Below are 25,249 nucleotides of genomic sequence, written 5' to 3'. Positions count from 1 at the left end.
GAAGTGGCTGTTTATAAAGATCCGTCAGGGCGCGCGCCATCAATAACAAATTTGACCCTGCGTGGGATCGGTGTCCTCGTCGTCGTGACGGTTGCCGGCTATCTTCTGGTGGGAAACGCGACCGGAAAATATGAAGACAACACGACAGTGACGATCACCACCGACGCGATTGGTGACGGGCTGAAGGGCGGATCGGAGGTGAAGTATCGGGGCTTCACGGTGGGCAAGGTGTCCTCGGTGTCGGGGCGCGACCAAAGTGTAAATGTGAAAATCGAGCTCACCGGAGCTAACGACGACATCCGGTTGCGTCAGGGCCTGGCCGTGAATTACACGTCCGCCAGCGCGCTGGGGCCAACGGCACTGGAGATTGTTGACCCCGGACGGGGAGAGTTAATCGGTGATGGCGGCAGTGTCTATGTCAACAAGCAGCAGTCCGAACAAACGTCGGTATCGACCCTGATTCGAAAACTCTCGAAGCTGGTCGATGCTCTCGATCAGCCGGCGTTCAATTCTGTGGTGAAGTTTGTCGTCGATGATTCCCAAACGTTTGCCGACGCCGGCAAGCTCATGTTCCAGATCGCGCAGCTCACTCGGGACGTTCAACAGCGTCCAGTGGGCCAGGATTTGGCGATCGCAGCAGACCTGTCCCAGGGTGTAGCCGATTTCATGACGCCGTTCGTTCCGGGCATCCTCATAAACGTCGACGTCGCTGACTTCTTCGCCACCGACGAGGCCATCAAACAGGCCACAGGCAACCTCAACAGCACCGGCGAGGTTCTGTTCGGGGGACTGGGAGGACTGTTGAGCGAAAACTACCCGGCGTTGAGTTCACTACTGGACGTCGGCCTCGATCTGGCGAGGCCGGTCGCCAGATCGGCATCGGGACTCGCGCAGACCATTTACACCATCCCGCAGATCCTGGACAGCATCGACAACGCCACGCCGCAAGTCGGCGAGCGAGTACAACTTCAGGTCGCCCTGGTAGTGCAGACGTCACCTGCGCTGCAGAGCGCGCTTGCAGCAGGAGGACCAAGAAGATGAAGCTCAAGTCGTTAACTCCCACCATCGTCAAGATCGTCGCGTTCGCCGCAGTCATCGGCGTTCTCACCTACGTGATCATCGCCATCCTCGAACCCAGCTCGGACGGACCGAGTTCTGAACGATCTGCGGTCTTCTCCGATGCATCCGGGCTCAAGCCTCGCGACGGTGTGCGGTTGGCGGGAGTCAAGGTCGGATATGTGACGGCGATCGACCTGAAAGGGCCCACCGCGGTCGTTCATTTCCAACTGAACAACGACGTCGCGATCACGTCGAGCACTACCGCCGCCGTGAGGTATCAGAATCTTCTCGGACAGCGATATGTCGAATTGATCGGTGCGGCACAGGGAAAGACACAGGGGGCGGCGCTTACACAGGTGGCGCTCGACAAGACCGTTCCCTCATTTGATGTGTCCACCTTGTTCAACGGGTTCAAGCCGGTGTTCGACACGCTTAACGCCGACGAGATCAATGAACTGCAGTCCAACTTGTTGCGCGTTGCTCAAGGTGATGGGAGGGGTATATCGCCTGTTCTGGAGCAGGTCGCCAACATCACCGCCTACGGGGACCAGCGGTCTGAGATCATCACGAATATTGTGACGAGCCTCGGCCAGGTCTCCGACCAACTCGAAGGCCGCTCGGCGCAGCTGGTCGAACTCGTCGACAAGCTGGGATCGATCGTCGACGCCTTCAGCCGCGTGAGTGACCGGTTGCGGGAGTCGCTAGGCGAGGTCAACCGGTCCATGGAGAAAACTGTCATCGCCGGGGAGCAACTTGAGTCAACGTACGACCAGAGTTTCGCGACGATCTATCAGCGTCTGGCGCGAGAACCCGGGGAGTTGGAGGGGCTACTGAATGGCGCGGTACTGCTCAAGCCCCTTATGGACTCGCTGAACGCTTCGACGAATTCCACGCCGACTGAGGCACGATGTTCGAAAGGCCTTCTGCCCCTGCCGGATACAGCTACGATTGCGCTTATGGGGCAACGATTGGTGGTGTGTAAGTGAGGTTGTTCAGTCGAAATCGACCGCATCACCAGTCCGAACGCAGACGCGACCTCATCGTCGCCGCTGTGGTGGTGGTGACCGTGGTGGTCGGTCTGGTAATCGCCGGGACCGTGTATATCGCACCGCCCGGCCAAAAGGTGTACTCGGCGCAACTGGTCAACACCGGAGGGCTGGAGTCGGGTGATCAGGTGCGTATAGCGGGGATAAGACAGGGAACGGTGTCGTCGGTGGACCTCGCGGGAACGTTTATCACAGTCGAATTTCGACTCGACGACTCAGTGCCAGTCCGTTCGGATGCCACCGCAGCGGTTCGCCTGATCACGCCGATCGGCGGGCGAGTTCTGGATCTGGACCCAGGGTCAGGACCGACCTCGCTGTCGGGGGCGATCCCCCTTGTTCAGACATCGAGTACTTACGACATTTCGGACACGCTCGAGACGACGACGCCGGTGTTCCGCGATGTAAAGGGCGTCGATCTCCGTCAGACTGCGTCGCTGCTGCAGAATGCGTTCTCCGACGGCAACACAAACATTCCCGACGCACTGAGGAACACCAGCAGTTTGATGGAACTCTTAGAGCGACAGTACGGTCAGCTCGACAAAGCGGTCGCTCTATCCGATGAATACGTCAACGCTTTCGCCGATCAAAAGCAGGTGCTGGTCGACTTTCTCCGTCAACTCAGCTTCCTTGCCAGTACGCTGGGACCTGATATCGAGAACGTCCGCGGCGGGTTCGACCTTCTCAGTCGTCTGTTCAAACTTCTCACGAGGCCGCTCGTGGCTTACAGCGATGGAATCGAACCGTCTGTCCAACAATACAAGACGCTCCTCGACAAGGTGTCGTCAGAGCTGCCAGGCTACTCCGATGCCCTGGCCCAGGTTGATCAGATCACTCAGCGCCTCGGCGTCCTCCTCCAGGCGCCGGTCGGTGCGTCGACTACCACAGAACCAGAGGTTCGTGTGTGCATTCCGAGTGGTGACGACAAATGTTGACTACATGGATCCGAAGACTGTTGCTCCTGATCGCCGTGGTGGTTGTGGTGGTCGCTAGTGTGGAAATAGGGGGGAGGGTGTCCGACGACACGCGCTCCCTGTGTGCCGAGTTCACCGACGCATCGGGCCTCTTCGAAGGCAACACAGTAGCCATGCTCGGCAAGAAGATAGGCAGCGTCGTCGGGGTGCAACAGAATAGTGATCAGTCCGGTGTAAGGATCGAAATGCGGATCGACAAGAGCGTGCCGCTGCCCGCCGACGTCGGCGCGACTATGGTGTCGACATCCATCGTGACCGAACGTCAAATCGAGTTCACCAAGCCGTACTCCGGTGGAGCCCGATACGAGACGAATCAGTGCATTCCGTTGAGTAAGACGAGAACCCCGCTGGGAATCAGTCAGACGCTCGACTCGATCAGCAACTTGTCCGAGGACCTGGTCAAGGACAACGGCAGGAACACCGACGCGATCTTGCAGTCCCTCGAGCTCGTCTCCCGCAATCTGGAAGGAACGCAGGGCGACGTGGCCGGGATCATCAAGGACTCAGCCACGCTCATCAACGACCCGGCCAAGCGGGATGGACAGATTCGCAGGATCGTCGGGAACCTCGCAACACTGACGGGGGTGGCAACCGAGAACGACAAAGAGCTGACCGCCCTCTTCGACAACTTCGTCGGTGCCATCGAGGTCATCATCGCGTTCGGCCAGACCTTCGGCGCGGCAGTCGAGTACGCGGGGACGTTCGTACCGATCCTCTCGCGGCTCGCAACAGATTTCGGTCCCCCGATATTCGCGATCGGTGATGCTGCCGTTCCGCTCATCGCCGACATGGGAGAGCAGCCGGACATGATGGCAGCAGTAGCAGCCCGCACGGCAGACCTCATCGTGAAACACCCCGATGCCAAGTCAATTGTGCAGGCGTTCGCAGTGTCGCTGCCTTTGCGAAGCCTGGTCGGTGGCTGCGCCGCGCCGGTGGCAAACGGCGTCTGCAGGTCCAGCGATGCATCAAGGACGATCGCCGGGATGATGGGTGGAGGGGCCTGATGATCTCGGTCAACCGGGCACGCCTCGGACCCACGATAGTCGCACTGATGGCAACGATAGTTTTCGTAACATCGTGTGGGATCAACGCCGACAATCCGCCGACGATAGCGACCTCCGACGCGGACGGCTACGACATCCAGATGGAGTTCACCAGCGCACTCAACCTGCCAGCCCTCGCAAAAGTTCTCTCGGGGGGAATCAGCGTCGGGTTCGTCGAAGATGTCACGTACGAGAACGGGCATGCGGTCGTGAAAGCTCGCATCGACAACACGACTCAGCTGCCGGGCGAATCGCGAGCCGAGCTACGTCAGGACACTCTCCTTGGTGAGATCTACGTTGCCATCCTTCCCCCAGCCGAGCCGTCGACGGGTGCCTTGCTGCGGTCGGGTTCGGTGATCCCGCTGGCACGGACCGAGCCGGCAGCAAATGTCGAGGACGTCATGCGCGGAATGGCGAATGTCCTCGGCGGCGGTGAGCTCGACAAGATCCACACCGCCATCTCGACATTGAACACCACGTTCCCCAAGGACCCGCAGCAATTCGACGCCCTGTATCAGACAACGCTGGAGACCGTCTCGGAGGTCTCCTCGAATACCGACAAACTCGACGTAGTGTTGAGGTCGGCTGATCAGACTCTGAAAGTGATCTTGGACGATCCGTCGGGAATCGACCGGATGCTGACCAAGGGCGGACGCAACTTTTCTGGCCTCGGCTACTCCCTGATCGAGGTCGCGTTACTCATCGCCAACTTGCGTGATTTCGCTGTGTCCGCGGGCAGGATCGTGGATCCGGAGTACTTACGGATCAAGGAGTCAGTGGCCGGGATCGCCCCGGTGATCGATTCGATCGCCAACTCCGACATCTACTCGAAGTCCGTCACGGAGCAGGCAACGAGCGTCATCCGCGACAAACTCATTCCATTCGTGCGGTCGCCCGACATCAACCTCTCGGACATCTCCATCGATGGTCGGGACCTAGCGCGGCGTGACGCCGAATCCTTCATAACCGTGTTGAGATCAATCGGAATGATGCCGTGAACCGCAGCAGCACGCTCATATCGATACTGGCTCTCGCCGTCGTGTTCGTCGTAGGGCTCGGCTACCTCGTCGTCGGCGTGGCACACATCAACCCCACCCGCTCCGAGTACTCGTTAACCGCCATCATCGACAGCTCAGGCGGTCTGCTGGACACATCGCCGGTGATGGTGCGGGGGGTACCCGTCGGAAAGGTGTCCTCGATCAACGTCGCGGATTCGGCAATTAAGGTCGAGATGACGATCGATTCCGACCACAAGATCCCCCAGGACAGCGAGATGTCTATCCAGAATCTGTCGCTCGCGGGGGAACAGTACATCAACTTCGTGCCCGCGGGCACGGCAACCGGTGGGTACTTCGATAACGGAGACGTGGTGCCCGCGGACGCGGTGCACGTGTCGCAATCGGTTCCCCAGGTGTTGCCAAAGTTGGCTGCAGTGGCAGATGGGCTCGACCCGGAATCGATCGAGTCCATCAACAAGACCGTCGCCGAGGCCGTCGCCGGACGGCAGGACGACCTCGACACGATCGGCGACATGATGCACCGTGTAGTCGATTTCGTCGGCAAAGATGGGTCCGTCCGGGTGACCGCGGACAACGCCGAGTTCCTGCTCGGCCTCTTGTCCAATGCCGGGGACGTCCTCACTACGGCATCTGTACGCACCCCTGACGCCGTGAACGGGCTGGCGCGGATTCAACGGGCGTTCATCAGGTTCACAACCACCTCGTACGACAAGTGGCCTCCCGTGTTGAAGCTTGTGGAAAAGCTCAACGGCTATATTCAGATCCTGCAGCCGGATCTGCTGACGATCACCCGGGCGGTGAAACCGGCGACCGAGAAAGTTGCCGACACATACGTCGACTTCGGGTCGATCGGCGACCTCCTCGGCCGAACTTTCCCGGCGTCGCGACCAGGTCGCGCCGAGGTCCCCGTCACCGTGTCGCCGCCACTACGGTGACGCCCCGTCCGCAAGCGACTGTCACCGTAAGTACACAGAAGGTCCCACATGACAAATGACGACCGAACGAAACCGCACCCCGAGCCCACTGAGGTCGAGGACAGCGCGGCAGCAGCGACGCCGGATGGCGATCTACTGATGGACGAAAACGCCCCAGCCGCGTCCGCCGTAGCCACGGCTGGGGCTGGAGACAGCGACGTCGAACCCCCCTCGCCAGGTGGGCACCGCTGGTCAGCATCGCCGCGATCACGTGCCGTGGTGGTTTCGGCCGTGATCGTGGTGCTCGCTGTGCTGGCCGGCGTGTTCGCCTACCTCTACCTCGAGGCCGACGAAGCGAAGTCGGTATTGGAAAACGACGCCGCGCAACGGGCCGCCGCGGCGAAGGCCGCCTCGGATTACACGACCAGATCCCTGACCTACAGCTACCAGAACACCGACGCCTTTTTCGCGGCAGTCAAAGAGGACGCGGGTGAGGCTCTAGTCAAGCGGTATGACGAGGTTCGGCCGACGCTGACCCAGATTATCCAGCAGGCCCAGGTGCAGGCGTCGGGACGCGTTCTGGCCACCAGCGTCACCAGCGTCACCGGTGACACCGGTGACACCGACGAAGAATACACGGTGATGGTCTTCGCGAGCCAGAAGACGCAGAACGTGCAGAATCCACAACCGAGTGAACTGCCGACATTGTTGAAGGTGGTCGTGACGAAAACCGCCCAGGGCTGGCAAATTCAGGACTATGGCCCAGCTGAATGAGGCGGCGGCTCCGCAGAAGGAGTTCCACGAAGAGCAAGATGCAGGACGGTACTCATTCTTCGACGCGGTCGCAGATGTCGGAGATGTCGGCGGGGTCGACGCCGGTGAGGAGTTGGGTGATCTCTTCGGGTTGCGGGTGCCACTCGATCGGGTCAGTTTGCGAGTGGTCGAACACCGACATAATCGGGAATGTCGGGATTTTGCAGGCCTCCTCGCCGTGCCGACGGTCAAAGACACAGCGATGGTCACCACGGCGCTGAAGATGGCGTTGTGACGACGAGATCACGGTGGACGCCGCGTCGGCTCAGGGCTCATCCATCACAGCGGTGCCGGCAGTCAGGGCGGATTCAACCTGTCGTCGCAACACAGTGCCGTGAAGCCGAGCGTATCTGCTCTGCAAGCACTTCCGCTGGGGTTCGCCACCCATGTGTTTTGCGCGGGCGGTTGTTGAGTGCATCCGTCACGGCCTGAACGTCACTTCGACGGTATCGAGCGAGATCGGTTCCCTTCGGAAAGTATTGTCGCAGCAATGCATTGGTGTTTTCGTTCGGTCCTCGCGGCCAGGGGCTGTACGGGTCGCAGAAGTACACACGGATCCCGGTTTCTGCGGTCAACTCCGCATGACGTGCAAGCTCCGCCGCGGTCCCAGGTCACCGATCTGCGCAGGTGCTCCGGCAGCGGTGTCATCGCAGCCTGGAGTGCATCGCGGACCGACTCCGATCCGTAACCGGACAACGCCGGCCCGTTCTTCACCGGGGGCGCATCCCCGTACCCATCCTTACGTGGCAGATGCAGCAACGTGGTGAATCTGCTGGTGCGTTCGACAAGCGTACCCACTGCGGACCTGCCCAGCCCGATGATCAGACCTCACCGTTTTCGTCGCGGATCACGCCCGAGAGCACTTCCTGCACGTACTCTCGAAGAGGTTCGTGTTCAACGAGTTTGGCTACCTTGGGTCGCCTTGCCGCAAGATCGGCTTTCCATTGCGCCACTGATGTGCGGTACTCGAGCTTGCCGTCGCGGGTGGCAGCGTTGCGAGGGGATTGCGGCATCGATCCGCTGTGTCGGGATGCGTACGACAATGCGTTGGCCGAGAGCACAATTGGGTTGTTCAAGACCGAGGCAGTATCGAAGAGAAGCCCGTTCCTGAACGGCCCGCTCAAGACCATCGACGATGTCGAGTTCGCCACGATGGGATGGGTCGACTGGTTCAACCAACGCCGCCTCCCACAGCACCCTCGACTACCTCACACCAGACGAATTCGAGAAGGCCTACCGCAGTCAAGAATCGGCTGTCTGGTGGCGTTGCTTCACCCGCCTGGGCGCTATCGGACTGGATGCTGGGGAACGCCCAGGGCGCAAAGCGGGTCGGTCAACCCTGATGTTCACTCTCTGCTATCGACTCAACTTCCTCGAGCGTGGTGGGGATGTGGTACGGCGGTCTGCTCGTGCCCGAGATGCGATAGCGGTCCCAGAAATCAGGGTCGCCCACGACGCACTCGGCGCGTCCCTCTGGTGTCGCAAAGACGGCAACCGTGCGCCTTCCCGAGAGGGCGGCGTGGAGCGCATCATTCTTGTCGATCCTGCCGTACCAGGTGTATAAGCCGTTGAGGGGCTGGAAATAGCCTTTGATCTTCACCCCGACAGCAATCTCCTTGCCACGGCACACCAAGGTGCCCTCGCCGGAGTAGTCGAGATCGTGGTCGTCAGACACGCAAGGCTCACTTTCTTCACTTCGAACATTGACAAAAGAACGCATTGGCGCAGACACTATCAGTATCTGGTACCCGGAGTACGGGTATGAAGTCGAGACTCAGCTCGGCCCGGAACGCAACGGAGGTCACATGACCGTTCAAAATGTGGAGACCAAGCCCGACGTCTCAACGGAAGGCGCTGCGCGTGTCAGCGCCCGCAAGCCCGTCGACATGCAGAGATCTGCCGGCCGACTGCTGCGGGCGGCGGCCGAAAAATTCTATGACGCGGAGATCGACATCGATTGGGACTCACCCTGGGAGGAAGGAAAGTACTACCTGCCAGAGCATCGGGTCTCGCTCTACGGCACCAAGCTGTGGGAGAGAATGAGCGATGAGCAAAAGGCGGAACTCGGGCGCCACGAAATCGTCAGCATCCTCAGCTTCGGTATCTACGCGGAGAATCTGCTCAGCTCGGCGCTGCTCCGAACATCCGCCAAAGGCGCCCTGACAGATCAAAGGTCCCTCTACGCCCTTAACGAGATCGGCGACGAGGCACGTCACTCGACGATGTTCGCCCGACTGATCAACAAGACGGGCCTGGCACCGTACAAGTTGCCGAAGGGGTTCTTGAGCATCGCGAAGATCTTGCACTTTGTGCCTCTCGGCCCGTCCGTGTCCGGCGCGACTCTGCTCATCGAGGAGATCCTCGACCGCGCTCAGCGCGAGGCGATGAATGACCCGAAAATGCAGCCGCAGCTGCGCCAGCTCATGAAGATCCACGTTCTCGAAGAGGCCCGTCACATCACGTTCGCGCGGCTGGAAATGGTGGAAGGGATGCAGCGTCGCGGACGCATCTCGCGCGCCTGGCATAGAGGCACGTTGGCGGCCATTGCGAACTTTGCATACCCGTTGCTCATCAATCCGAAGGTATATCCCGATGTCGGAATCAGCCGTCTGCGCGGCCTGTGGGCGCAGCAGACGAGCCCGAACTATCGCGTCAACTTGCAGTTCATGTCCGAGCCGATGATCCGATTCTTCCACGAGGCCGGAATGATGGAGGGGAAGTTCACGATGGCGATGTGGCGCGCAACGCGCAGCCTGCCCGACGATCTGCGCTAACACGCCCGGCCCGGTCCGCGCGTCCCACAGCCCATTCCTCGACCCCACGACCGGATTCCTCGGTTCGTGGGCTTGGGCGGATGACATTCCCACACCTGCCACGCGTCACGGCGCGCCGTGCGGGTCCGTTTTCTGCATTCGATCAGGAGTTTTTCACAATGCCGTCCTCCAACGCCAAGTCCGCCGCCACGGCGACAGACCCGGGAATAACCGAGCCCATCACTACCAAAGTTCTCATCATCGGCAGCGGCTTCTCTGGCCTCGGTATGGCCGTCCAGCTCCGACGACGCGGGTACAGTGATTTCATCGTTCTAGAAAAGGCCGACTCCGTCGGTGGGACGTGGCGCGACAACACCTATCCGGGATGCGCGTGCGACGTACCGTCACTGATGTACTCCTACTCGTTCGAGAGTCGCGGTAGCTGGTCGAAGGTGTGGTCCTCGCAGCCCGAAATCGAGCAGTACCTGAAAGATATCTCCAACAAGCGTGGTGTCACTCAGAAGATCCACTTCGGGCAGAAGTTGGTCTCCGGATACTGGAGCGAGTCCGAATCTCGGTGGCACCTGCGTACCGAGTCGGGCCGGGAGTACGTCGCGCAGTACATCGTGTCCGGTGTCGGCGCTCTGCACATCCCGAATTTTCCGAATATCCCCGGAATCGACGAGTTCGCCGGTCAGGCGTTCCATTCGGCACAGTGGGACCACACGGTGGATCTCCAGGGCAAGCGGGTGGCCGTCATTGGCACCGGTGCCAGCGCGATTCAGTTCGTGCCGTTCGTGCAGAAGGACGCCGGCACACTCACGGTCTTCCAGCGAACCCCGGCTTGGGTACTTCCACGCAAGAACTTCGCGGTGCCGCCGGTACTTCGGACGCTGCTCAGCAAGATCCCTATTACTCGCCGCCTCGCTCGGTGGTCGGTCTACTGGGGCGCAGAGAGCCTGGCCTTCGGGCTTAACGGCCACTCCAACCTTATGCGACCGATCGAAAAGGTGGCGAAATGGAACATCGAGCGTTCTATCACCGACCCCGAGCTCCGCCGGAAGCTGATGCCGTCCTACCGCATCGGATGCAAGCGCATCCTGGGATCGAACGACTACTACCCTGCGCTCGCCGCCCCCAACACGACAGTGATCAGCGATCGGATCGAAAAGATCACTGCCGATTCGATCGTCACCCCTGACGGCGTGTCACACCCTGTGGATGTGATCATTTACGCCACAGGGTTCCGTGTCACGGACGGGTTCGATCAACTCGCGCTCAAGGGCGCTCGGGGCGAGGACTTGCCGTCGCACTGGCACCGGACGGGCATCAATACCCACCTCGGCATCACCACCGAGGGCTTCCCGAACCTGTTCTTCCTGCTCGGACCTAACACGGGTCTTGGGCACAACTCTGTCGTGTTCATGATCGAGCAGCAGATCAAGTACATCATGAAGGCCATCGACGCCGTCGACAGTCGAGGTGCGGAGCGTGTTGATGTGCGGGCCGAGGTTCAAGAACACTTCAACAAGAGCATCCAACACAAGCTCGCCAAGGGCGTGTGGACCAACGGCGGATGTACGAGTTGGTATCTGGACTCGCAAGGTGTCAACCGTACGGTGTGGCCCGGGTTCACCTGGCAGTACTGGCGAGCGACGAAAGACTTCGATCCCGCCGAGTACGAGATCGCCTGACAATCCAACCGTAGGTCATCGAGAAGTGAGTATCCGACAGTGAGTAGTTCGACAGCAGGCAATTACGCGACCCAGGTCGCAGTCGTCACGGGAGCCGCCTCAGGGATCGGTCGGTCCCTTGCCCTCCAACTGGCCGAACGCGGGGCCAGCCTTGCCTTGTCCGACGTCGACGAAGTGCATCTCGAGGAGACGGCGGACATGTGCCGTACCGCGCATCGTGCGACCGTGGAGACCGCGGTGTTGGACGTGGCAGATCGTGCTGCGTTCCAGGTTTACGCAGAGAGCGTGCAGTCGTCTTTCGGGCGCGTCAACATGGTGTTCAACAATGCCGGCGTCGCCCTCGGCGCCGACGTTGTCGACATGTCCTGGGAGGATTTCGACTGGCTGATGGGCATCAACTTCGGTGGTGTCGTCAACGGGACCAAGGCGTTCCTGCCTTATCTGATCGCCTCTGGTGATGGTCATCTGGTAAACACCTCCAGCGTCTTCGGTCTGGTCGGGATCCCCAGTCAAAGCGCTTACAACGCCGCGAAGTTCGGTGTGCGTGGCTTCACCGAAGCGCTTCGGCAAGAGATGAAAATCAGTCGGCATCCGGTCACGGTGACATGCGTTCACCCCGGCGGCGTCAAGACTAATATCGTCAACAACGCTCGTGGTGTATCCGGTATGGGGGCAGATACCGCCACCATTGCCTCGATGTTCAACAACATCGCCAGGACCACTCCGGAGAAAGCTGCGTGCGCCATCCTCAAGGGAATGGACAAGAAGAAGCCCCGAGTGCTGATCGGCGCAGACGCACGTGGCTTCGACTTTGTCGCACGCGTTGTCGGTCCGCGCTACCAGGACATCTCTGCGCCTGTCACACGCGCGGGCTACGCCTTGGCTCGTAAGCGGGGGATCATCAAATGACCCTCGAACAGGAGAATCGGCCGGGCACCACCGCGCGATCGCGAACGCTGACCGTGTCGGAGGTCGTGCAGGAGACCAAGGACTCCGTGAGCATCGCCTTCGAAGTGCCTGACGAGATCGTCGACGATTTCAAGCATCTACCCGGGCAGTTCATTACGTTGAAGATCCCGTCCGACCAGACGGGCCACGTCGCACGATGCTACTCGCTGAGCAGTTCGCCTCATGTCGATGACTTCCGCCTCGAGATCGGGGTGAAGCGCACCGCTGGGGGGTATGCGTCGAATTGGTTGTGTGACAACGTTTCCATCGGCATGGAGGTGACCGTCCTCACGCCATCGGGAAAGTTTACCGCTAAGAGCCTCGACGTCGACTTGCTCTTCTTCGCTGGCGGAAGCGGCATCACTCCGGTTCTGTCGCTGGTGCAGTCGGCTCTGGTGTCGGGCAGTGGGGAAGTTGTCCTGTTCTACGCAAACCGTGACTCCGATTCGATCATGTACGAGTGCCGGCTTGAGCAGATTAGATCTGAATTCGCCGAGCGGTTCACTTTGGTTGACTGGCTTGAGTCGGAGAACGGGATTCCCACATCAGAGGCTGTAGAAAAGATTATTCGTGAACACAAGGGATCGGCAATTTTCACCTGCGGGCCCTCCCCTTTCATGGATCTTGTGGAAAGCTCTGCCGCCGCATGCGGAGTGGATCATTCGGATGTACATCGAGAGGTATTCCAGTCGCTGACGGGTGACCCGTTCGACACCGCAACACTGCGTCGACTCAGTGACGACGAGGGTGTAGCTACGGCCACGGTTTACCTGAACGGAGAGTGCATCACCACGGAGTGGCCACGTAACACGCCTCTGCTCGATGTGCTGCTCTCGCGAGGGCACAATGCCCCGTACTCGTGCCGAGAGGGCGCATGCAGCGCGTGTGTGTGCAAGCTCATCGATGGCGATGTCGAGATGGTGCAGAACAACATCCTCGTAGACGACGACATTGAGGACGGCGAGCGACTCGCGTGCCAGGCACTTCCGCTCACCGACGCTGTGACGGTGAGTTTCGATGACCTCTGACTCCTCGAAAGCTGGCCTATTGTCGCGGCGGTCGCGGGAGGTTCTCTCCAGTGACGGCACGAGGCTGTTTGTCGAGGAGTACGGGCTCGGTGATGATGCGCCGCTGCTGGTGTTCAGCCACGGGTGGGCTTGCCAAGGTCGGTTCTGGAGACCTCAGATCGAGCACTTCGCCACCACACACCGTGTGGTGGTGTATGACCAACGAGGGCATGGCTGGAGCGACCGGGGTCGCGCGCCCTTCTCTTCGTCGGTGCTCGGCGACGATCTCGAGGCTGTCTTGCGCGCTGTTGTCACGTCTAATCGTAAGGCATTGGTGACCGGTCACAGTATGGGCGGGATGTCCATCATGGGTTGGGCTGCCGAGCACCCGGAGTCGGTGCCCGTCTTATCCCGCGGTGCCGTCTTGGCGAGTACCGGCCCCTCGCAGTTGGTGAGTAAATCGACGCTAATTGGGTCGCCACGTCGATTCCGCGCCTCACTGGAGCGGGCCTTCGCAGCCGGGCTCGCCACCGCGGGACCGGAGATGCTTGACACTCGCTTCAACCGACGGTTGGTGAAATACGGGACGATGGGTCCACACGCGCCAGCAGACGTTGTGGCTGAGTGTTCCGACATAGTACTGCGGTGCCCCCCTGCGGTTCGGGGAATGTGGGGCAGGGTCCTGGCCACCATCGATGTAAGCAAAGGAATCGACTCACTTACGGTTCCGACGACCGTGATCGTGGGCTCGGCCGACAAGTTGACACCCGCGGTTCATTCCATTGATCTCGCCGACCGACTGCAGCAGCGCCGCCGGTTGCATGAGTTCGTGGCGTTGCCACAGATCGGTCACATGATCAACATGGAGGCACCAAACTATTTCAACGAAGCAGCGGCCCGATTGGACGCAGCCACGGTAGGCGATGGCTTTTGAACCGTCGACCGGACACACATGAGCTCGTGAGACGGCCACGATCGTCGACAGGCCGCGCGTGTCCGAGTTGGGAGGGGTCCATCGAGGCGTACAGCATCGATGGCATCGCCACGGTGATCTTTTTTGCGTCGATGGTGCGCAGCACCTCGGCGGATAAAACTTCGGCAGCACCATCATCGGGCCGCCTTTCGTCAGGGTCGGCACGAAGAACGCAGCCCCAGCATGCGACAGCGGGGTGCACAACGAGAATTTAGGGTACCCGGCCATTCTCACTCCGGAGAGTTGAATCTGCGTCATCGTGAACAATGCCGAAGCCTCCGATGGCTCCCTTCGGCTTTCCGGTCGTGCCGCCGGTGTATGTGATCGACACGGTGCGATCCGGCGGCCGATCGGCTGCTTGAGGGAGGGTGCCGAACCGCTGCGAGCGAACCGAGAGGTTTCAGCGAACGGCTCTCCAGCCCGACTCGCTTGAGAGGACCCTTCAGGGTATTGTTAACCCCACAATGTCATTCGTCCGCCGCGTTTCATTTACTCCATCTCAGGTGCAGCGTCGAGTTACCGATGCCCGTAGCACCCGCTGGGATGAGCATAGAGTCGAGGTACGCGCGCAGCTGGTCGACGCGACCATACGGATCATCGAACGGTATGGTGCAGGCGTCAGCATGGACGACATCGCTGCGGAGGCCCGTGTATCTAAACCAAAGCTGTACCGCTACTTTGGCGACAAAGCGGGCTTGAACGCGGCGGTGGCGGCGAAACTCGGTGCGTTGATGTGGGATTCGGCGAAAGCCACTATTCTCGCCGACCAAGATTATGCTTCGGTTGACGACATGGTTCGCTCGTCCGTCCAGAGCTACGTCACGATCGTCGGGCGGTATCCCACGGTCGTCAGATTCCTTATGGCGAATCACTTGTTTCAGTACTCCGGATCGGGAAATGGCGGAGTTGCTGACGAACTGAGGTCGGTGATGGAGGTCGTCGCCGATCGGTTCAGTGAAAGTCTTCAGCGTGTTCACGCAGATACTTCGGTCATTCCCTTGGCCGTGGCGTCCATTCTGGGTTCTGGTCTATCTGCGACTCAGTGGTGGATCGACAACGGTCGTGAGCAAGGGGTGGACGATACGTTCTTCGCCGCACACCTATCAGAGACGACGTGGGGGATCGTCGACGGCGCGGCCGCAACCGTAGGCGTGGCCTTCTCACGCAGTCTGCCATTCAGCCATCCCGGTTTCGCGTCCCGCCACAAAATGGACTGAATCACCCTAGATATCCCAGAATTGTACCTTGTCAAGCTGCGTCGGGTTGTTGCGCGGTGCGGTATGCCCAAGCGGTGTGTTCGTCGTATTCGGTGCAGTGGCGTACGCACCCGTGCAGTGGCCCGACAAGTCTGTTGGCGAGTGCGCGGAGCGCTTGGTGGTGGAGGTCTCCGGTAGCACGGTGTTGGTCGTAGAACGCGCGAGCGGCCGGACTCTGGCTGAGGGCGCAGAACGCCCACCGGTCGATGGCATCGTAGAGCCGCCCGTTGCGGATATGTCGAGCCAGTACGGCCCGCTTCTTGCCCGACGAAACTGTAGGGGTGACGTACCGGCGTAATTCTTGCGAGACTCGGCGTTGGTGTAGCGGTCGACGTCGTCGCTGAATTCACCGAGCCCCGGGCGGCGAGGATGACACCGATTCCTGGCAGGGAGAGGTAGACGGCGGCGTTGCGTGTCAGCGTCCGGGTGTGTTCCAAAATGGCGGGTCAGTTCGGCTTCGAGGTCGCCGATCTGACGGTTCAACTCCGCGATCAGCGCCAAGAGTGCGCCGGCATCGCGCTCGACCTGCGCTGCGAACGCCTGCAACCACGAAGGGCGAACGCTACCGAGCCCGTTTCTGCGCCCGCTGCGCACTCCGCGACGACCTCCATGCAATCTTGATATTCGATAACGAGGACATCGCGCTGGACGCGCTCCTTCAAGCGTTGGGCGCAACAAATCGACCTCAGAGCGCGGTCATCTTGATGCGAGGCGCGCGGGCCTCGCCTGCCGCCGCGGAGCGGCAGAGATTGGGGTCGTCGCAGCATTCGGCCGAGGCAGGTCGGGTGTGAGATAGTTGCATTCGCGAGATGCCCTTCGTGGTGGCTGGAATGTTCCCTAGACAAGAACTCAGTTACGGGCAGTCCGCAAACGCGGCCTCAGAATAGTCATCTCCAGGTCCGAAATCCTCGCGGGAGATCACTTCTCTCTTTAAAGCTATGTCGGCTTGGTCGATCCTTTAGTGCGGTTCACTTCTGACATAGTGCAGTTTATCTTTCGAAACTGACAGCGGTGCAGGCCGAGCGCACGAAGACGCGACAGACTCGGCACAGTTTTTTCACGACAGAGAGGTCCGACCATGAAGAGAATTCCGGACGAGGTCAGCGGGTCGGCCGGCCCCACTATCGAGAACTGGGTGCGCTCGTTCTGGGGCACGACTTCCGAGTCGCCTGATTTACCGCCCCACCACCCCGACTGTCTTGGTTGTGGGCCGCAGAACCCGCACGGCCACGCCCTGTCGGTCCAGCGTGACGAGAACGGCGTGGTGGCTCACCATGTGTTCGATCAACGTCATGTCGGGGCACCCGGGATAGCACACGGCGGCGCGGTGGCGACCGTTCTCGACGATCTGTTCGGCTTCCTGCTCTACACAGTGGGTGAGCTCGCCGTGACGCGGCGTCTCGAGCTCGACTATCTAGCGCCGGTTCTGCTCGGCACTCCCTACGTGTTGCGTGCTGCCGTTCGGTCTCGTGATGGGCGCAAACTGGATCTCACGGCCACGATGGACGATGCGCAGGGCCGCTCGGTCGCCACCGCTACTGCCCTGTTCGTGGTGGTCGAGGTCGAACACTTCATGCAGTCCCAAGCCCGAGCTCAACTCCGGGCCACAGACACGAATCACACCGAAGAATAGACACCCTGGCCGACCTCATCGACGTCCATCACCCGCGGTGGCTGTCGTTCGGCTGCGTCTACCTGGCGCAACGACGGCGAGCACGAGTGCCCCAGCGGCGGTCAGGGCCGCCAACGCCAGTGTCGCCTGACCACTTCCATGTACGAATGCGGCTTTGGCGAACTCGGCCAGCGGCTGGCCAGCTGGTCCTGCGCGGTCGGCGACCTGCAATGCGGCGGCCAGAGAATCGGCCACCGGACCACGGGCTGGCTCGGGTAGCTGGGGCAGAGCCGGCTGGATGTGCTGAACGTAACCGGCCGCGAGCACGCTACCGGCTACCGCAATCCCAATCGCGGCACCGATTTCGCGAGCCGCGTCGTTGACCGCGGCAGCCACCCCGTGCTTGGCCTCTGGAGTGTCCGAGACGATGGCGAAAGTCGCAGGAGCGGTACACAACCCCAAACCCGCGCTCATGATGAGCAGGGGCCACAGCAGGTCAGGGTAAGTCGCAGCGACGGTCAGTCTGCTCACCATCACCAGTCCCGCCGCGATGGTGAGCAGACCTACAGTGGTCATCACCCGCAGCCCAACAATGTTCGACAGCCAGGGTGCAATCACCGAGATCACGATGAGCGGCACGACCATAGGGGTCAACGCCAACGCGGCGGTGAGCGGTCCATAACCGAGAATCAACTGCAGATACTGCACCAACAGCAAGAACACCCCGAAGGTCACCAGAAATTGGATACAGACAGACAGCGCGCCGGCACCGAAACCACGGCGGGCGAACAACCGGACATCGAGTAGCGGTGCCGAGGAACGTAGTTCTACGACGACGAACACCACAACTGCGAACAAGCCCACCGCAGTGCTGATGGCGACGAGCGAATCCGACCAGCCACGGGCCGGAACCTCGATCACAGCGAAGACGATCGCCCCGACTGCCACAACTACGGTCACAGCGCCCACCCAATCGACCGGTGGATGCTCCTGCTGGCGGGACTCCGCGATACTGCATGCCAACCCGGCCAGAACCGCTCCGGCGACGGTCAACCCGACGAACACCGAGGTCCACGACCACTGCTCGAGCAGCACTCCAGCCCCGAGGATGCCCAGGACCGCCCCGGATCCAGCAACCCCGGCCCACACCCCTACAGCGCGACCGCGATGCGCCGGTGGAAATCCCGCGGTCAGTATCGACAGCGTCGAGGGCATGACCAGCGCCGCACCCGCCCCAGCCAACGCGCGAGCAGCGATCAGCCACGCCGGGTCAGCAAGAAACAAGGGCAATGCCGACGCGAAAGCGAACAACGCCAACCCCGCCACGAGCACCCCCCGGCGACCGTAACGATCACCGATCGCACCGGCAGGCAGAACGAAGCACGCCAATACCAACGTATAACCGTCGACTATCCAGGTAAGTTGAGCTTGCGTCGCCCCTGTCGCGACCGCGATCTGTGGCAACGCTGAATACAATGCCGCCATTGCGGCCACCACCAACGCGACCGCCATGCACGACACAATCAACATCCACCACTGGGCGCCGCTCCATCGAGCGACGCCGGCAGAGTCGGATCCACGTTCGTTCATGGCCAGCCTCCCAGTTCGAGACCGGTCGTCTCGGTACGAGACTATTAGTATCATAACTCTGTGGGTGTGACAGAATGGTCATGCGAGGAGATATTTTGTCAGTCAAATGGAGCGGAGCCCGTTCATGGTCGACCCTCTCGTTGCAGCCGAGGGCCCGGCCGATCCCCGGCTGGCGCGCTCACGTAACCGGTTACTCGAAGCTGCCGGTCAGCTGCTGTCCACCGGCGGTGTCGAGGCGGTCACCGTGGAGGCGGTCACCCGCATGTCGAAGGTTGCGCGTGCCACGCTGTACCGACACTTCGGAAGTACCACCGACCTGCTCGCGGCAACCTTCGAGCGACTACTACCCCCAGTCGACACCGATATCGATACCGGTCCGCTACGCGAACGTCTGATTTCGTTGCTCACCACCCAAGCCGACCTCATCGACCAAGCTCCGGTGCAGATGACCACGCTGGCGTGGCTGGCAATGGGACCCGTCAACAGCGGCGACGCCAGTCGGCGCGATCTCGATCCTGGCGCGGTGGTCTCACTTCGGGCACGTGTCATAGAGCAATACCGCAAGTCCCTGGATCAGATCCTGACGGCCCCTGACGCCCGCGATGTGCTCGGCGAGCTCGACACCACCTTCGCCCTCATTCAGCTCCTCGGACCGATAGTGTTCGCTCGCCTTACAGGACTGCGTCACATCCACACCGACGACTGCATCCGCATCGTCGACAACTTTCTCGCCGCCCATGCCACAAGTGTCGGATCGAGCACTTCGCGCGACAATAGTCGTACGTGGCCGGCCACGACGCCAGACCCGCAGTTCAACGAAGGCCAGTAAGGCTTGACGGAAAACCACACCATCACTGCGCTAACCAGTCAGGGATCGCGGCGCTCATCGGATGCAACCTAACGTGGGCATAAGAACTCAGAGTTGCAGGAGACTTCTGAAATCGTGCAGCCGACTTCTGAAACTGACAGCCCAAAAAGTCGCTCACAAGGGCACAGTGTTGCAGAACTCACCGACAGACGAAGTTTCGGGACAAAAGCAATGGGACAGGTTTTTGCAACACTCCCCTGGCTGGTCGCTTCGTCTGATCGTCGTCGTCTGTTTCGTGTCCGAGAAACGATCCATTGACGGACACGCCACCTGAGACGCGAACGACTCGGTCCACCCCCTTGTCACTGTCAGGGTTTCCTGACAGGCTGGGTAGACGTCAGGGAACCCTGACACTCGTTGATTACCTGACAGAAGGGCCTGAGATGACGTGGGACTACGACGGGCACGAAGGTTACGCCGCAACGATCGCGGCGGGCGACAGGAAAGTGAGGGCCCACGTCACCGAGGGGATGGAGCTGGAAGATGGAACACTCGTACCCGATTCCGACACAGTGGGCTGGCGGACAACGTGCTCATGCGGCTGGAGAGCACCGCTGATGTTCGAACGCGTCACCGATCCTTCTGTCTCACTTGCCGAACGGCAGGTATTCGACACCGAAGGCGACGGATGGCCACCACGCGAAGTCGAGGAACTTTGCCGCACCGAATGGCACGAACACATTCGCCCCGCGGAGAACCTGGCTGCGGTACGGCAAGCAGCTGAGGACCACCGTTTGAGCGGGGAACGACTCGACCGTGCCGTTGCCGGCGCTCGCGATGGCGGCGCATCCTGGACGGACATCGGCAGAGCCGCTGGGGTGGCCCGGCAAACCGCTCACGAACGATGGAAAGCCTTGTCGCACAACGTCGATTCCAGTTAGTGGCAGCTACCCCCGGACCACGAAGGAACGCGTATCTATTCCGGTCCGGGCGTGCCGGGATCCTCACGATCGAACCAGCCCCACGCTCTTGTCCCACATTGGGACAGATGCTAGTGTCCCAGCATGGGACAAAGTCGAACATACCTCGATGTCATCGCTTGGCAAGACTCACTGACGCAGACTGAGCGAGAGGCACGCGGCCCATTTCAGTCGGCATTCGGTGTCGGCCATGGGGAGTCCGCCGGCGATGCAGTAGCAACGGCACGTCGTGCCGCGACGATCGCCAATCAGGTGTTCGATCAGGTCAAAGAGCAAGCTGTGTACGCACTCCTGGCCGACAACCTTCCCGTACGGGCGATTGCGGCTCGCACCGGAATTCCTAAAAGCGAGGTTCACCGTATATCTCGGCGACTCGGTCGAGATGGCGATTTACCAGGTTCGGTTGCGACTGTGCCTGTCTCGCGGGACGAAGTGCGGGATCAGGTCCGCGCTGCGTGGGGCCACCGATAGCGTCCCCCCAAATTGCGGAGTACCGATGGTGACTCCCCATATGCTCATGCGAAACCGTTCGACGCTGGTCGACACATTCGGAGATGCCGGGGGCGAGATGTCGAGATTCGTGCAGTTCATCGACAGTGAGATCGTTCAACGTTGGTCATCTACCATCGCCACAGTCTTGTTCCCCCTGCTGGTTCTACCTTCTGCCGTCGACGCCGCAGTCGAGGACGCCTCCGCTTTGAACTGGGCAATCCTCCTGATCTTCGTCAGCGGATCCGTCGCCCTCGCCGCGACCGCCTTCACCAAGTGGCGCAAACACTTTGCTCGTCGGACCGATACCTGATCACGGAAACTTCCGGTGCACCCGACCGTTGCCGGCGCTCGCGATGGCGGCGCATCCTGGACGGACATCACCTCGCCTGAACTGCGGGTTCTGAGTGCACACACCCCGTTGTGGTGGCGAGGCGATTTCTGCTTTCATTCGCGGCATGAATTGGTATGCGGTTCTTTTGGTCGTTGTCGGTGTCGCGGTTGCGGCGTTCAGTGTTGTCGTCGAGAGGAATGAAGGTGCAGGGAGGGCAGGCAATGTTTTGTTGGCGGGTGGTTCGATTGCTGCGGTCGGTCTCGTCTGGGTGTTCTGGTGAGTACAACCGAGTGAGTGTTCCCCGATAGGTGAGTGTTCTCCCAGCGTGACGGGTGCCCGACCTGATCGAGGTCGGGCGCCTCACCCGCAACATTCAGGATCGTTCGCTCTTGTTCGGAATCACGAACAGGATGACGGCGATGGCGCCAAGGATCACGACAGCGGCGCAGATCGCGATGATGTTTCGTGCCTGGATTCCGTTGACTGCCAAAGCGATCACGGCCACTGCGGCCAGGACCCACAGAAGTTTTGCAAGTAGGACTTGGCGTAGGGCCAACGCTCCTGCTCCGAGAAAGAGAAGAACTGTTGCGGCGACTGTGGATATAGGCATGTCGGGCTCCTTGAGATAGGTCTGTGTTCGCCCGATCGTTTCGAGCCTTGCAGTCTCACATACAGCACCGACACATATGCGCTGCCAGGGGTTAGGCGGTGCCTTCCTTTGGGATGACGCCTGCTTCGTCGGCGAAACGCTTGAGGCTGCGTCGGTCCGATCGGGAGAGGATCTTCTCGCCGGCGTCGTTGTAGCGCTCCCCCAACATGGACCCGGTCAGTTTCTCGACCGCATTCTCGAGCGTGACGCCGGCATTGCGCCACCGCGGGGTGGCTCGGATTGCGATCCACAGCGGGGCGATGTGTTCGGCGGCGTCCGGGTCGAATCGCCCGAGTTCGAGGTTGTACGGGGTGGTATTGATCGCCAAGGCGAGTAGTCGCTCGTCCTCGCTCCTGGACCATCTGTCGAAGAACGGCATTTCGTCTCCTGTCCTGTCTGTTTCGCGACGATATTGATGTGCCGTCGAGCTAGTTGGTGGTCCTGATTGCGTCGATCATCTCATGCGCTCACGGGCTTGATGTGGGCTGCGACGGTGTCACCGATACGGGTGACGAGGTCGATGTCTTCACCCAAGGATGCGGAGGCGTGGGCCGCTCCGACGGTGCCGGCGCACAAGTTCCAGGCAAGTCGATGTGTGGTGGGAGTGTCGGGGATTTGGCGGGCACTGATGGCGGTGTCGACGATCTTGCTGATGGCGTCCACCCAGTGTGCAAAGCCGTCGGTGTTGTCGATGGAGGGTTCGAGAGTGAGCTTCATGCCAGCACGCAGGTTGATGTCCTCGGTGATCTGTCGTGCGAGGGACGTGAAGATCGCTGTCAGTTGCTCTGCTGCTGTCATGCTCGGACCGGCCGTTGCGTCAGTGACGGTTTCGTCGACGGTGCGCGTCCAGTCGGAGAGGAGTTGGTTGCCGATCGCTTCTTTGGATGGAAAGTGGTAGTACATCGCGCCTTTGGCGAATTTTCCAGCGCGGGCGATGGTGTTCATACTGGTGTGGCCGTACCCGTCGGTGTCGAAGTGACGGGCCGCAACGGCGATGATCGCGTTCCGTGTTCGCACTGCGCGAGCCTGGGGCTCCGCGTTCTTGCTGCCGGGGGCACGGCCGATCCGGGGGCGGGTTCTCGCGGCAGTGCCTTCCGTCGTGTTCGCCGACTCGATGGGGCTGGTCATAGTGATGCTCCTTCGATCATGCGGACGGTAGCCGAATCAGGTGTGCACCACATCAGCAGCCGTTGGTCGACGTGCAGGTGCGAAGTTCGTCGATCACGTGGAGTCGTTCCGGTTCGCTGAGTAGAACCGTCAGGGGTGAGAGGTTGCGCATTTCGCGGGCAGTCTCGGTGTCGGAGGCTTCGATCTCGCGGACGGCGTCGATGTCGTTGTTGCTCACGATGTGTTCCCACTGGTCGAGGCATCGGGTCAGTGAGGCGCCGGTGACGTGCTGGCGCAGTCGGTGCAGGCTGTGGTGGATCTGATCGGTGTCGAGGTTGAGGTGTTCGCGTTCGATTTTGTCGAGGACGGCGGTGTTCAGGAGCTTCTTGCGGATGACTTTGCGTGGGACTACGGACATCGTCAGCTCCTTCCACGATGCTGCGGTGATTGCCTACGACCTGGTAAAACCGCGTTCAATGTAGCGGATGCCCGCCACTGTCGGCGTCTACACTTGATTGGGGTTCTTCGTAGAATACGATGGTGTGATGTTGATTGGCTACGCACGGTGCGCATCGTCTGGTGACGATGAGCAGGTCGAGCGTGACCAACTCGTGAAACTCGGAGTCGAACCAGGTCAGATTCATGTCGATCATGGTTTGAGCGGTATTGATCGGCCGCGGCCGGCACTTGCAGCGGCACTCGGCGCGGTGTCTGCGCGTGACACGTTGGTTGTCACCTCGCTCGACCGGCTGGCGCGGTCGGTACCGGACCTTTCGGATATCACTGCTGATCTGTCACGGCGTGACGTGTTGTTGATGTTCGACGGTGTCGTGCACGATCCGAAGGACCCGATCGGTGAGACCGTGTTTTCGATGCTGTCGACGACGTTCGCGCAGTTCGAGTCCGGTCTACTGCGGTTGCGGCTGCACGAGAGCGTTGCCCAACGGAAAGCCTCGGGTGCGTTCAAGGGACGTAAGCCGAAACTCACTCCGGAGCAGCAAGCGGAGATGTTCGACCTGTACGAACGGCATGAATCGTCCGTCCCAGAGCTGATGAAACGCTTTTCTCTTTCTCAACCTGCGGTCTACCAGTACCTCACACGCGAGAGAACCCTTCGATCCTCACCTGAGCCACCTCTCGACCACTGACTGACGCAACCAGAATCCCTTCGAGGGCAAGGCATCACGAAGTGGTGTCGCGGCAGACCGTTTGTGTGCTGTTCGCTTTGTCGTGTGTTCAGGCGTTGCGGTGTGGGCCGATGAGACTGTCGAGGTAAGCGACTTGCGCGTCGAGACCGGCTCGGACGTCGTCGATGTCCTTCCGCATGGCATTGGTGTGGCCGGCGGCGTAGTCGGATCCGATGATCTGCCCGAAGATCCGGTCCACGTCCGCGGCTCCGGCTGCCAGCTCGGTCACCGACTGCAGATTGTTCAGGGCGACCCCGATCGGGGTGAGGGCTTGTTCGTAGGCGCGTAGCGCGGCGACCCGGTCCACGAGTGCGTCTTCGACGTGTGCGGCGACGACGTGGCGGCGGTCCCACTCTGCCCTCGCTTTCGCGAGTTGGTCGGTGCCGTCATCTGCCGGCAGCGTTGGTGTCGTGGACCGCAGGCGCAGGAGTTCGTGCGCGGCGGCCGCGATCATGTGCAGCTCGATGGTGAAACCGAGAACGGAGCGGTGTCCGTCGAGCAGGGGGTGCGCCCAGGCTGGGTCGGAGATGATGCGTGCGACAAGATTTTCCGCGATCACGACGAGCCGGGTCTCCGTCCCTACCTCGAGTAGCGGCCAATGCAACGCCGAGTACGCCTGCCTGAGCTCCTCGCGTTGCTCGGTGGTCAGTTGGGCGTAGCCGCGGGGTTTTCCGGTGAGGGCGCGCCACCAGCTCGGGCGCCACCAGCTCGGTGGGGCGAGGAGTTCGTTCGGGTCGACGATCGTGGTCGAGAGTGCCGCGACGGCAGATTGCGTCGACGGACTGACCGCGCTCCAGTCCAGTACGGCAGTGGTGCGGGCGGATCGCTGGGGGTATCGGGTCCGGTCGAGGACCCAGGCACGTGCGGTCTCTGTCTCAGGCATGGTCATCGTCTTCTTCACTCTCAGCCCGCGCAGCGCGGGCAGGGTATCGCTGGGTACCTAACACGTGCGCCGTCAACGGGTTTCGCTGGACGGCGCACGTGTGCCGGCATCTAA

General features: G+C 60.9%; 27 protein-coding genes and 4 pseudogenes. 20 read left to right on the top strand and 11 right to left on the bottom strand.

What is annotated here, in order from left to right:
- Positions 1-3: 3 nt before the first annotated feature.
- From ACBG85_RS29555 to ACBG85_RS29520, 8 genes are read left to right on the top strand one after another with little or no spacing between them, the layout of a single operon-like run.
- Positions 4-1,041, top strand: a complete 1,038-nt coding sequence (locus tag ACBG85_RS29555; RefSeq protein ID WP_118606241.1) for an MlaD family protein — start codon at positions 4-6, stop codon at positions 1,039-1,041.
- Positions 1,038-2,045 (top strand): MlaD family protein, encoded by a 1,008-nt coding sequence (locus ACBG85_RS29550; protein ID WP_118606239.1) that lies wholly within the window; start codon positions 1,038-1,040, stop codon positions 2,043-2,045. Before ACBG85_RS29555 ends, ACBG85_RS29550 begins: the two co-directional genes overlap by 4 nt.
- The gene (locus ACBG85_RS29545; RefSeq protein ID WP_032370848.1) at positions 2,042-3,037 is read left to right on the top strand and encodes an MlaD family protein; all 996 of its coding nucleotides are present in this window, start codon (positions 2,042-2,044) and stop codon (positions 3,035-3,037) included. Before ACBG85_RS29550 ends, ACBG85_RS29545 begins: the two co-directional genes overlap by 4 nt.
- Positions 3,031-4,080, top strand: a complete 1,050-nt coding sequence (locus ACBG85_RS29540; RefSeq protein WP_118606237.1) for an MlaD family protein — start codon at positions 3,031-3,033, stop codon at positions 4,078-4,080. The genes ACBG85_RS29545 and ACBG85_RS29540 overlap by 7 nt, the downstream gene beginning before the upstream one ends.
- Positions 4,080-5,117: an MlaD family protein gene (locus ACBG85_RS29535; protein WP_118606234.1), complete on the top strand. Its 1,038-nt coding sequence runs from the start codon at positions 4,080-4,082 to the stop codon at positions 5,115-5,117. The genes ACBG85_RS29540 and ACBG85_RS29535 overlap by 1 nt, the downstream gene beginning before the upstream one ends.
- Complete coding sequence (locus ACBG85_RS29530) at positions 5,114-6,073, top strand: MlaD family protein (RefSeq protein ID WP_230593002.1); 960 nt, start codon at positions 5,114-5,116, stop codon at positions 6,071-6,073. The genes ACBG85_RS29535 and ACBG85_RS29530 overlap by 4 nt, the downstream gene beginning before the upstream one ends.
- 48 nt (positions 6,074-6,121) lie before the next feature.
- Positions 6,122-6,826 (top strand): hypothetical protein, encoded by a 705-nt coding sequence (locus tag ACBG85_RS29525; RefSeq protein WP_181992005.1) that lies wholly within the window; start codon positions 6,122-6,124, stop codon positions 6,824-6,826.
- Positions 6,810-7,100 carry a hypothetical protein gene (locus ACBG85_RS29520; RefSeq protein WP_032370852.1) on the top strand — a complete coding sequence of 97 codons (291 nt, stop codon included), beginning with the start codon at positions 6,810-6,812 and terminating at the stop codon, positions 7,098-7,100. The genes ACBG85_RS29525 and ACBG85_RS29520 overlap by 17 nt, the downstream gene beginning before the upstream one ends.
- A 73-nt stretch (positions 7,101-7,173) precedes the next feature.
- Here the strand turns inward: ACBG85_RS29520 and ACBG85_RS29515 are convergent.
- Positions 7,174-7,863, bottom strand: a pseudogene (locus tag ACBG85_RS29515) (IS30 family transposase); the annotation flags it as partial.
- 31 nt (positions 7,864-7,894) lie between these two features.
- On the opposite strand from ACBG85_RS29515, the pseudogene ACBG85_RS29510 reads away from it, so the two are divergent.
- A pseudogene (locus tag ACBG85_RS29510) lies at positions 7,895-8,102 on the top strand (integrase core domain-containing protein); the annotation flags it as partial.
- A 96-nt stretch (positions 8,103-8,198) separates the two neighbouring features.
- On the opposite strand, the gene ACBG85_RS29505 reads toward ACBG85_RS29510, so the two are convergent.
- Positions 8,199-8,540: a DUF4873 domain-containing protein gene (locus ACBG85_RS29505; protein WP_027498244.1), complete on the bottom strand. Its 342-nt coding sequence runs from the start codon at positions 8,538-8,540 to the stop codon at positions 8,199-8,201.
- A gap of 130 nt (positions 8,541-8,670) precedes the next feature.
- Between ACBG85_RS29505 and ACBG85_RS29500 the strand changes: the two genes are divergently transcribed.
- The 5 genes from ACBG85_RS29500 (at position 8,671) to ACBG85_RS29480 (ending at position 14,201) form a co-directional block, all read left to right on the top strand.
- On the top strand, positions 8,671-9,639 hold the full coding sequence (locus ACBG85_RS29500; protein WP_027498243.1) for a diiron oxygenase: 969 nt from the start codon (positions 8,671-8,673) through the stop codon (positions 9,637-9,639).
- A 158-nt stretch (positions 9,640-9,797) separates the two neighbouring features.
- On the top strand, positions 9,798-11,312 hold the full coding sequence (locus tag ACBG85_RS29495; RefSeq protein WP_372027932.1) for a flavin-containing monooxygenase: 1,515 nt from the start codon (positions 9,798-9,800) through the stop codon (positions 11,310-11,312).
- A 39-nt stretch (positions 11,313-11,351) separates the two neighbouring features.
- On the top strand, positions 11,352-12,221 hold the full coding sequence (locus ACBG85_RS29490) for an SDR family oxidoreductase (RefSeq protein WP_115304720.1): 870 nt from the start codon (positions 11,352-11,354) through the stop codon (positions 12,219-12,221).
- Entirely contained in the window at positions 12,218-13,288 is a 1,071-nt protein-coding gene (locus ACBG85_RS29485; RefSeq protein WP_115304719.1) for a ferredoxin--NADP reductase, read from the top strand. Before ACBG85_RS29490 ends, ACBG85_RS29485 begins: the two co-directional genes overlap by 4 nt.
- A complete protein-coding gene (locus tag ACBG85_RS29480; RefSeq protein WP_027498239.1) occupies positions 13,278-14,201 on the top strand; it encodes an alpha/beta fold hydrolase in 924 nt (307 codons plus the stop codon). Before ACBG85_RS29485 ends, ACBG85_RS29480 begins: the two co-directional genes overlap by 11 nt.
- 30 nt (positions 14,202-14,231) lie before the next feature.
- On the opposite strand, the pseudogene ACBG85_RS29475 reads toward ACBG85_RS29480, so the two are convergent.
- Positions 14,232-14,598, bottom strand: a pseudogene (locus ACBG85_RS29475) (AMP-binding protein); the annotation flags it as partial.
- 106 nt (positions 14,599-14,704) lie between these two features.
- On the opposite strand from ACBG85_RS29475, the gene ACBG85_RS29470 reads away from it, so the two are divergent.
- The gene (locus ACBG85_RS29470; protein WP_054827597.1) at positions 14,705-15,457 is read left to right on the top strand and encodes a TetR/AcrR family transcriptional regulator; all 753 of its coding nucleotides are present in this window, start codon (positions 14,705-14,707) and stop codon (positions 15,455-15,457) included.
- Between the two features lie 31 nt (positions 15,458-15,488).
- On the opposite strand, the pseudogene ACBG85_RS29465 reads toward ACBG85_RS29470, so the two are convergent.
- Positions 15,489-16,003 (bottom strand): annotated as a pseudogene (locus ACBG85_RS29465) (transposase); the annotation flags it as partial.
- Positions 16,004-16,574: 571 nt separating this feature from the next.
- Between ACBG85_RS29465 and ACBG85_RS29460 the strand changes: the two are divergent.
- Positions 16,575-17,129, top strand: a complete 555-nt coding sequence (locus ACBG85_RS29460; RefSeq protein ID WP_115304718.1) for a PaaI family thioesterase — start codon at positions 16,575-16,577, stop codon at positions 17,127-17,129.
- A gap of 15 nt (positions 17,130-17,144) precedes the next feature.
- Here ACBG85_RS29460 and ACBG85_RS29455 read toward each other — a convergent pair whose 3' ends face one another.
- Positions 17,145-18,698 carry an MFS transporter gene (locus tag ACBG85_RS29455; RefSeq protein ID WP_054827582.1) on the bottom strand — a complete coding sequence of 518 codons (1,554 nt, stop codon included), beginning with the start codon at positions 18,696-18,698 and terminating at the stop codon, positions 17,145-17,147.
- A 124-nt stretch (positions 18,699-18,822) separates the two neighbouring features.
- Here ACBG85_RS29455 and ACBG85_RS29450 point away from each other — a divergent pair, with 124 nt between their 5' ends.
- Positions 18,823-19,527 carry a TetR/AcrR family transcriptional regulator gene (locus ACBG85_RS29450; RefSeq protein ID WP_054827583.1) on the top strand — a complete coding sequence of 235 codons (705 nt, stop codon included), beginning with the start codon at positions 18,823-18,825 and terminating at the stop codon, positions 19,525-19,527.
- Positions 19,528-20,153: 626 nt separating this feature from the next.
- Here ACBG85_RS29450 and ACBG85_RS29445 read toward each other — a convergent pair.
- Positions 20,154-20,405, bottom strand: a complete 252-nt coding sequence (locus tag ACBG85_RS29445; protein WP_158304192.1) for a hypothetical protein — start codon at positions 20,403-20,405, stop codon at positions 20,154-20,156.
- 165 nt (positions 20,406-20,570) lie between these two features.
- Between ACBG85_RS29445 and ACBG85_RS29440 the strand changes: the two genes are divergently transcribed.
- The gene (locus tag ACBG85_RS29440) at positions 20,571-20,957 is read left to right on the top strand and encodes a helix-turn-helix domain-containing protein (RefSeq protein WP_041814308.1); all 387 of its coding nucleotides are present in this window, start codon (positions 20,571-20,573) and stop codon (positions 20,955-20,957) included.
- A 25-nt stretch (positions 20,958-20,982) separates the two neighbouring features.
- The gene (locus ACBG85_RS29435; protein WP_257207823.1) at positions 20,983-21,288 is read left to right on the top strand and encodes a hypothetical protein; all 306 of its coding nucleotides are present in this window, start codon (positions 20,983-20,985) and stop codon (positions 21,286-21,288) included.
- 394 nt (positions 21,289-21,682) lie between these two features.
- On the opposite strand, the gene ACBG85_RS29430 is transcribed toward ACBG85_RS29435, so the two are convergent.
- The 4 genes from ACBG85_RS29430 to ACBG85_RS29415 form a co-directional block, all read right to left on the bottom strand.
- Positions 21,683-21,919, bottom strand: coding sequence for a hypothetical protein (locus tag ACBG85_RS29430; protein ID WP_011331226.1), 237 nt, complete (start codon positions 21,917-21,919; stop codon positions 21,683-21,685).
- Positions 21,920-22,010: 91 nt separating this feature from the next.
- Positions 22,011-22,337, bottom strand: a complete 327-nt coding sequence (locus tag ACBG85_RS29425) for a hypothetical protein (RefSeq protein ID WP_011331225.1) — start codon at positions 22,335-22,337, stop codon at positions 22,011-22,013.
- An 80-nt stretch (positions 22,338-22,417) separates the two neighbouring features.
- Entirely contained in the window at positions 22,418-23,086 is a 669-nt protein-coding gene (locus ACBG85_RS29420) for a TetR/AcrR family transcriptional regulator (RefSeq protein ID WP_011331224.1), read from the bottom strand.
- Positions 23,087-23,138: 52 nt separating this feature from the next.
- A complete protein-coding gene (locus ACBG85_RS29415; protein ID WP_011331223.1) occupies positions 23,139-23,483 on the bottom strand; it encodes a hypothetical protein in 345 nt (114 codons plus the stop codon).
- A 127-nt stretch (positions 23,484-23,610) separates the two neighbouring features.
- Here ACBG85_RS29415 and ACBG85_RS29410 point away from each other — a divergent pair, with 127 nt between their 5' ends.
- Positions 23,611-24,213, top strand: coding sequence for a recombinase family protein (locus tag ACBG85_RS29410; protein WP_011331222.1), 603 nt, complete (start codon positions 23,611-23,613; stop codon positions 24,211-24,213).
- 88 nt (positions 24,214-24,301) lie between these two features.
- On the opposite strand, the gene ACBG85_RS29405 is transcribed toward ACBG85_RS29410, so the two are convergent.
- Positions 24,302-25,135: a hypothetical protein gene (locus ACBG85_RS29405; RefSeq protein WP_257207822.1), complete on the bottom strand. Its 834-nt coding sequence runs from the start codon at positions 25,133-25,135 to the stop codon at positions 24,302-24,304.
- Positions 25,136-25,249 lie beyond the last annotated feature (114 nt).

Origin of the sequence: Rhodococcus sp. NyZ502 (assembly GCF_041464245.1) — a bacterium.
In the GTDB taxonomy this organism is placed as follows: domain Bacteria; phylum Actinomycetota; class Actinomycetes; order Mycobacteriales; family Mycobacteriaceae; genus Rhodococcus_F; species Rhodococcus_F qingshengii.
Note: the sequence above shows the minus strand (reverse complement) of the source record. Positions and strands in the feature narration are given on the sequence as shown.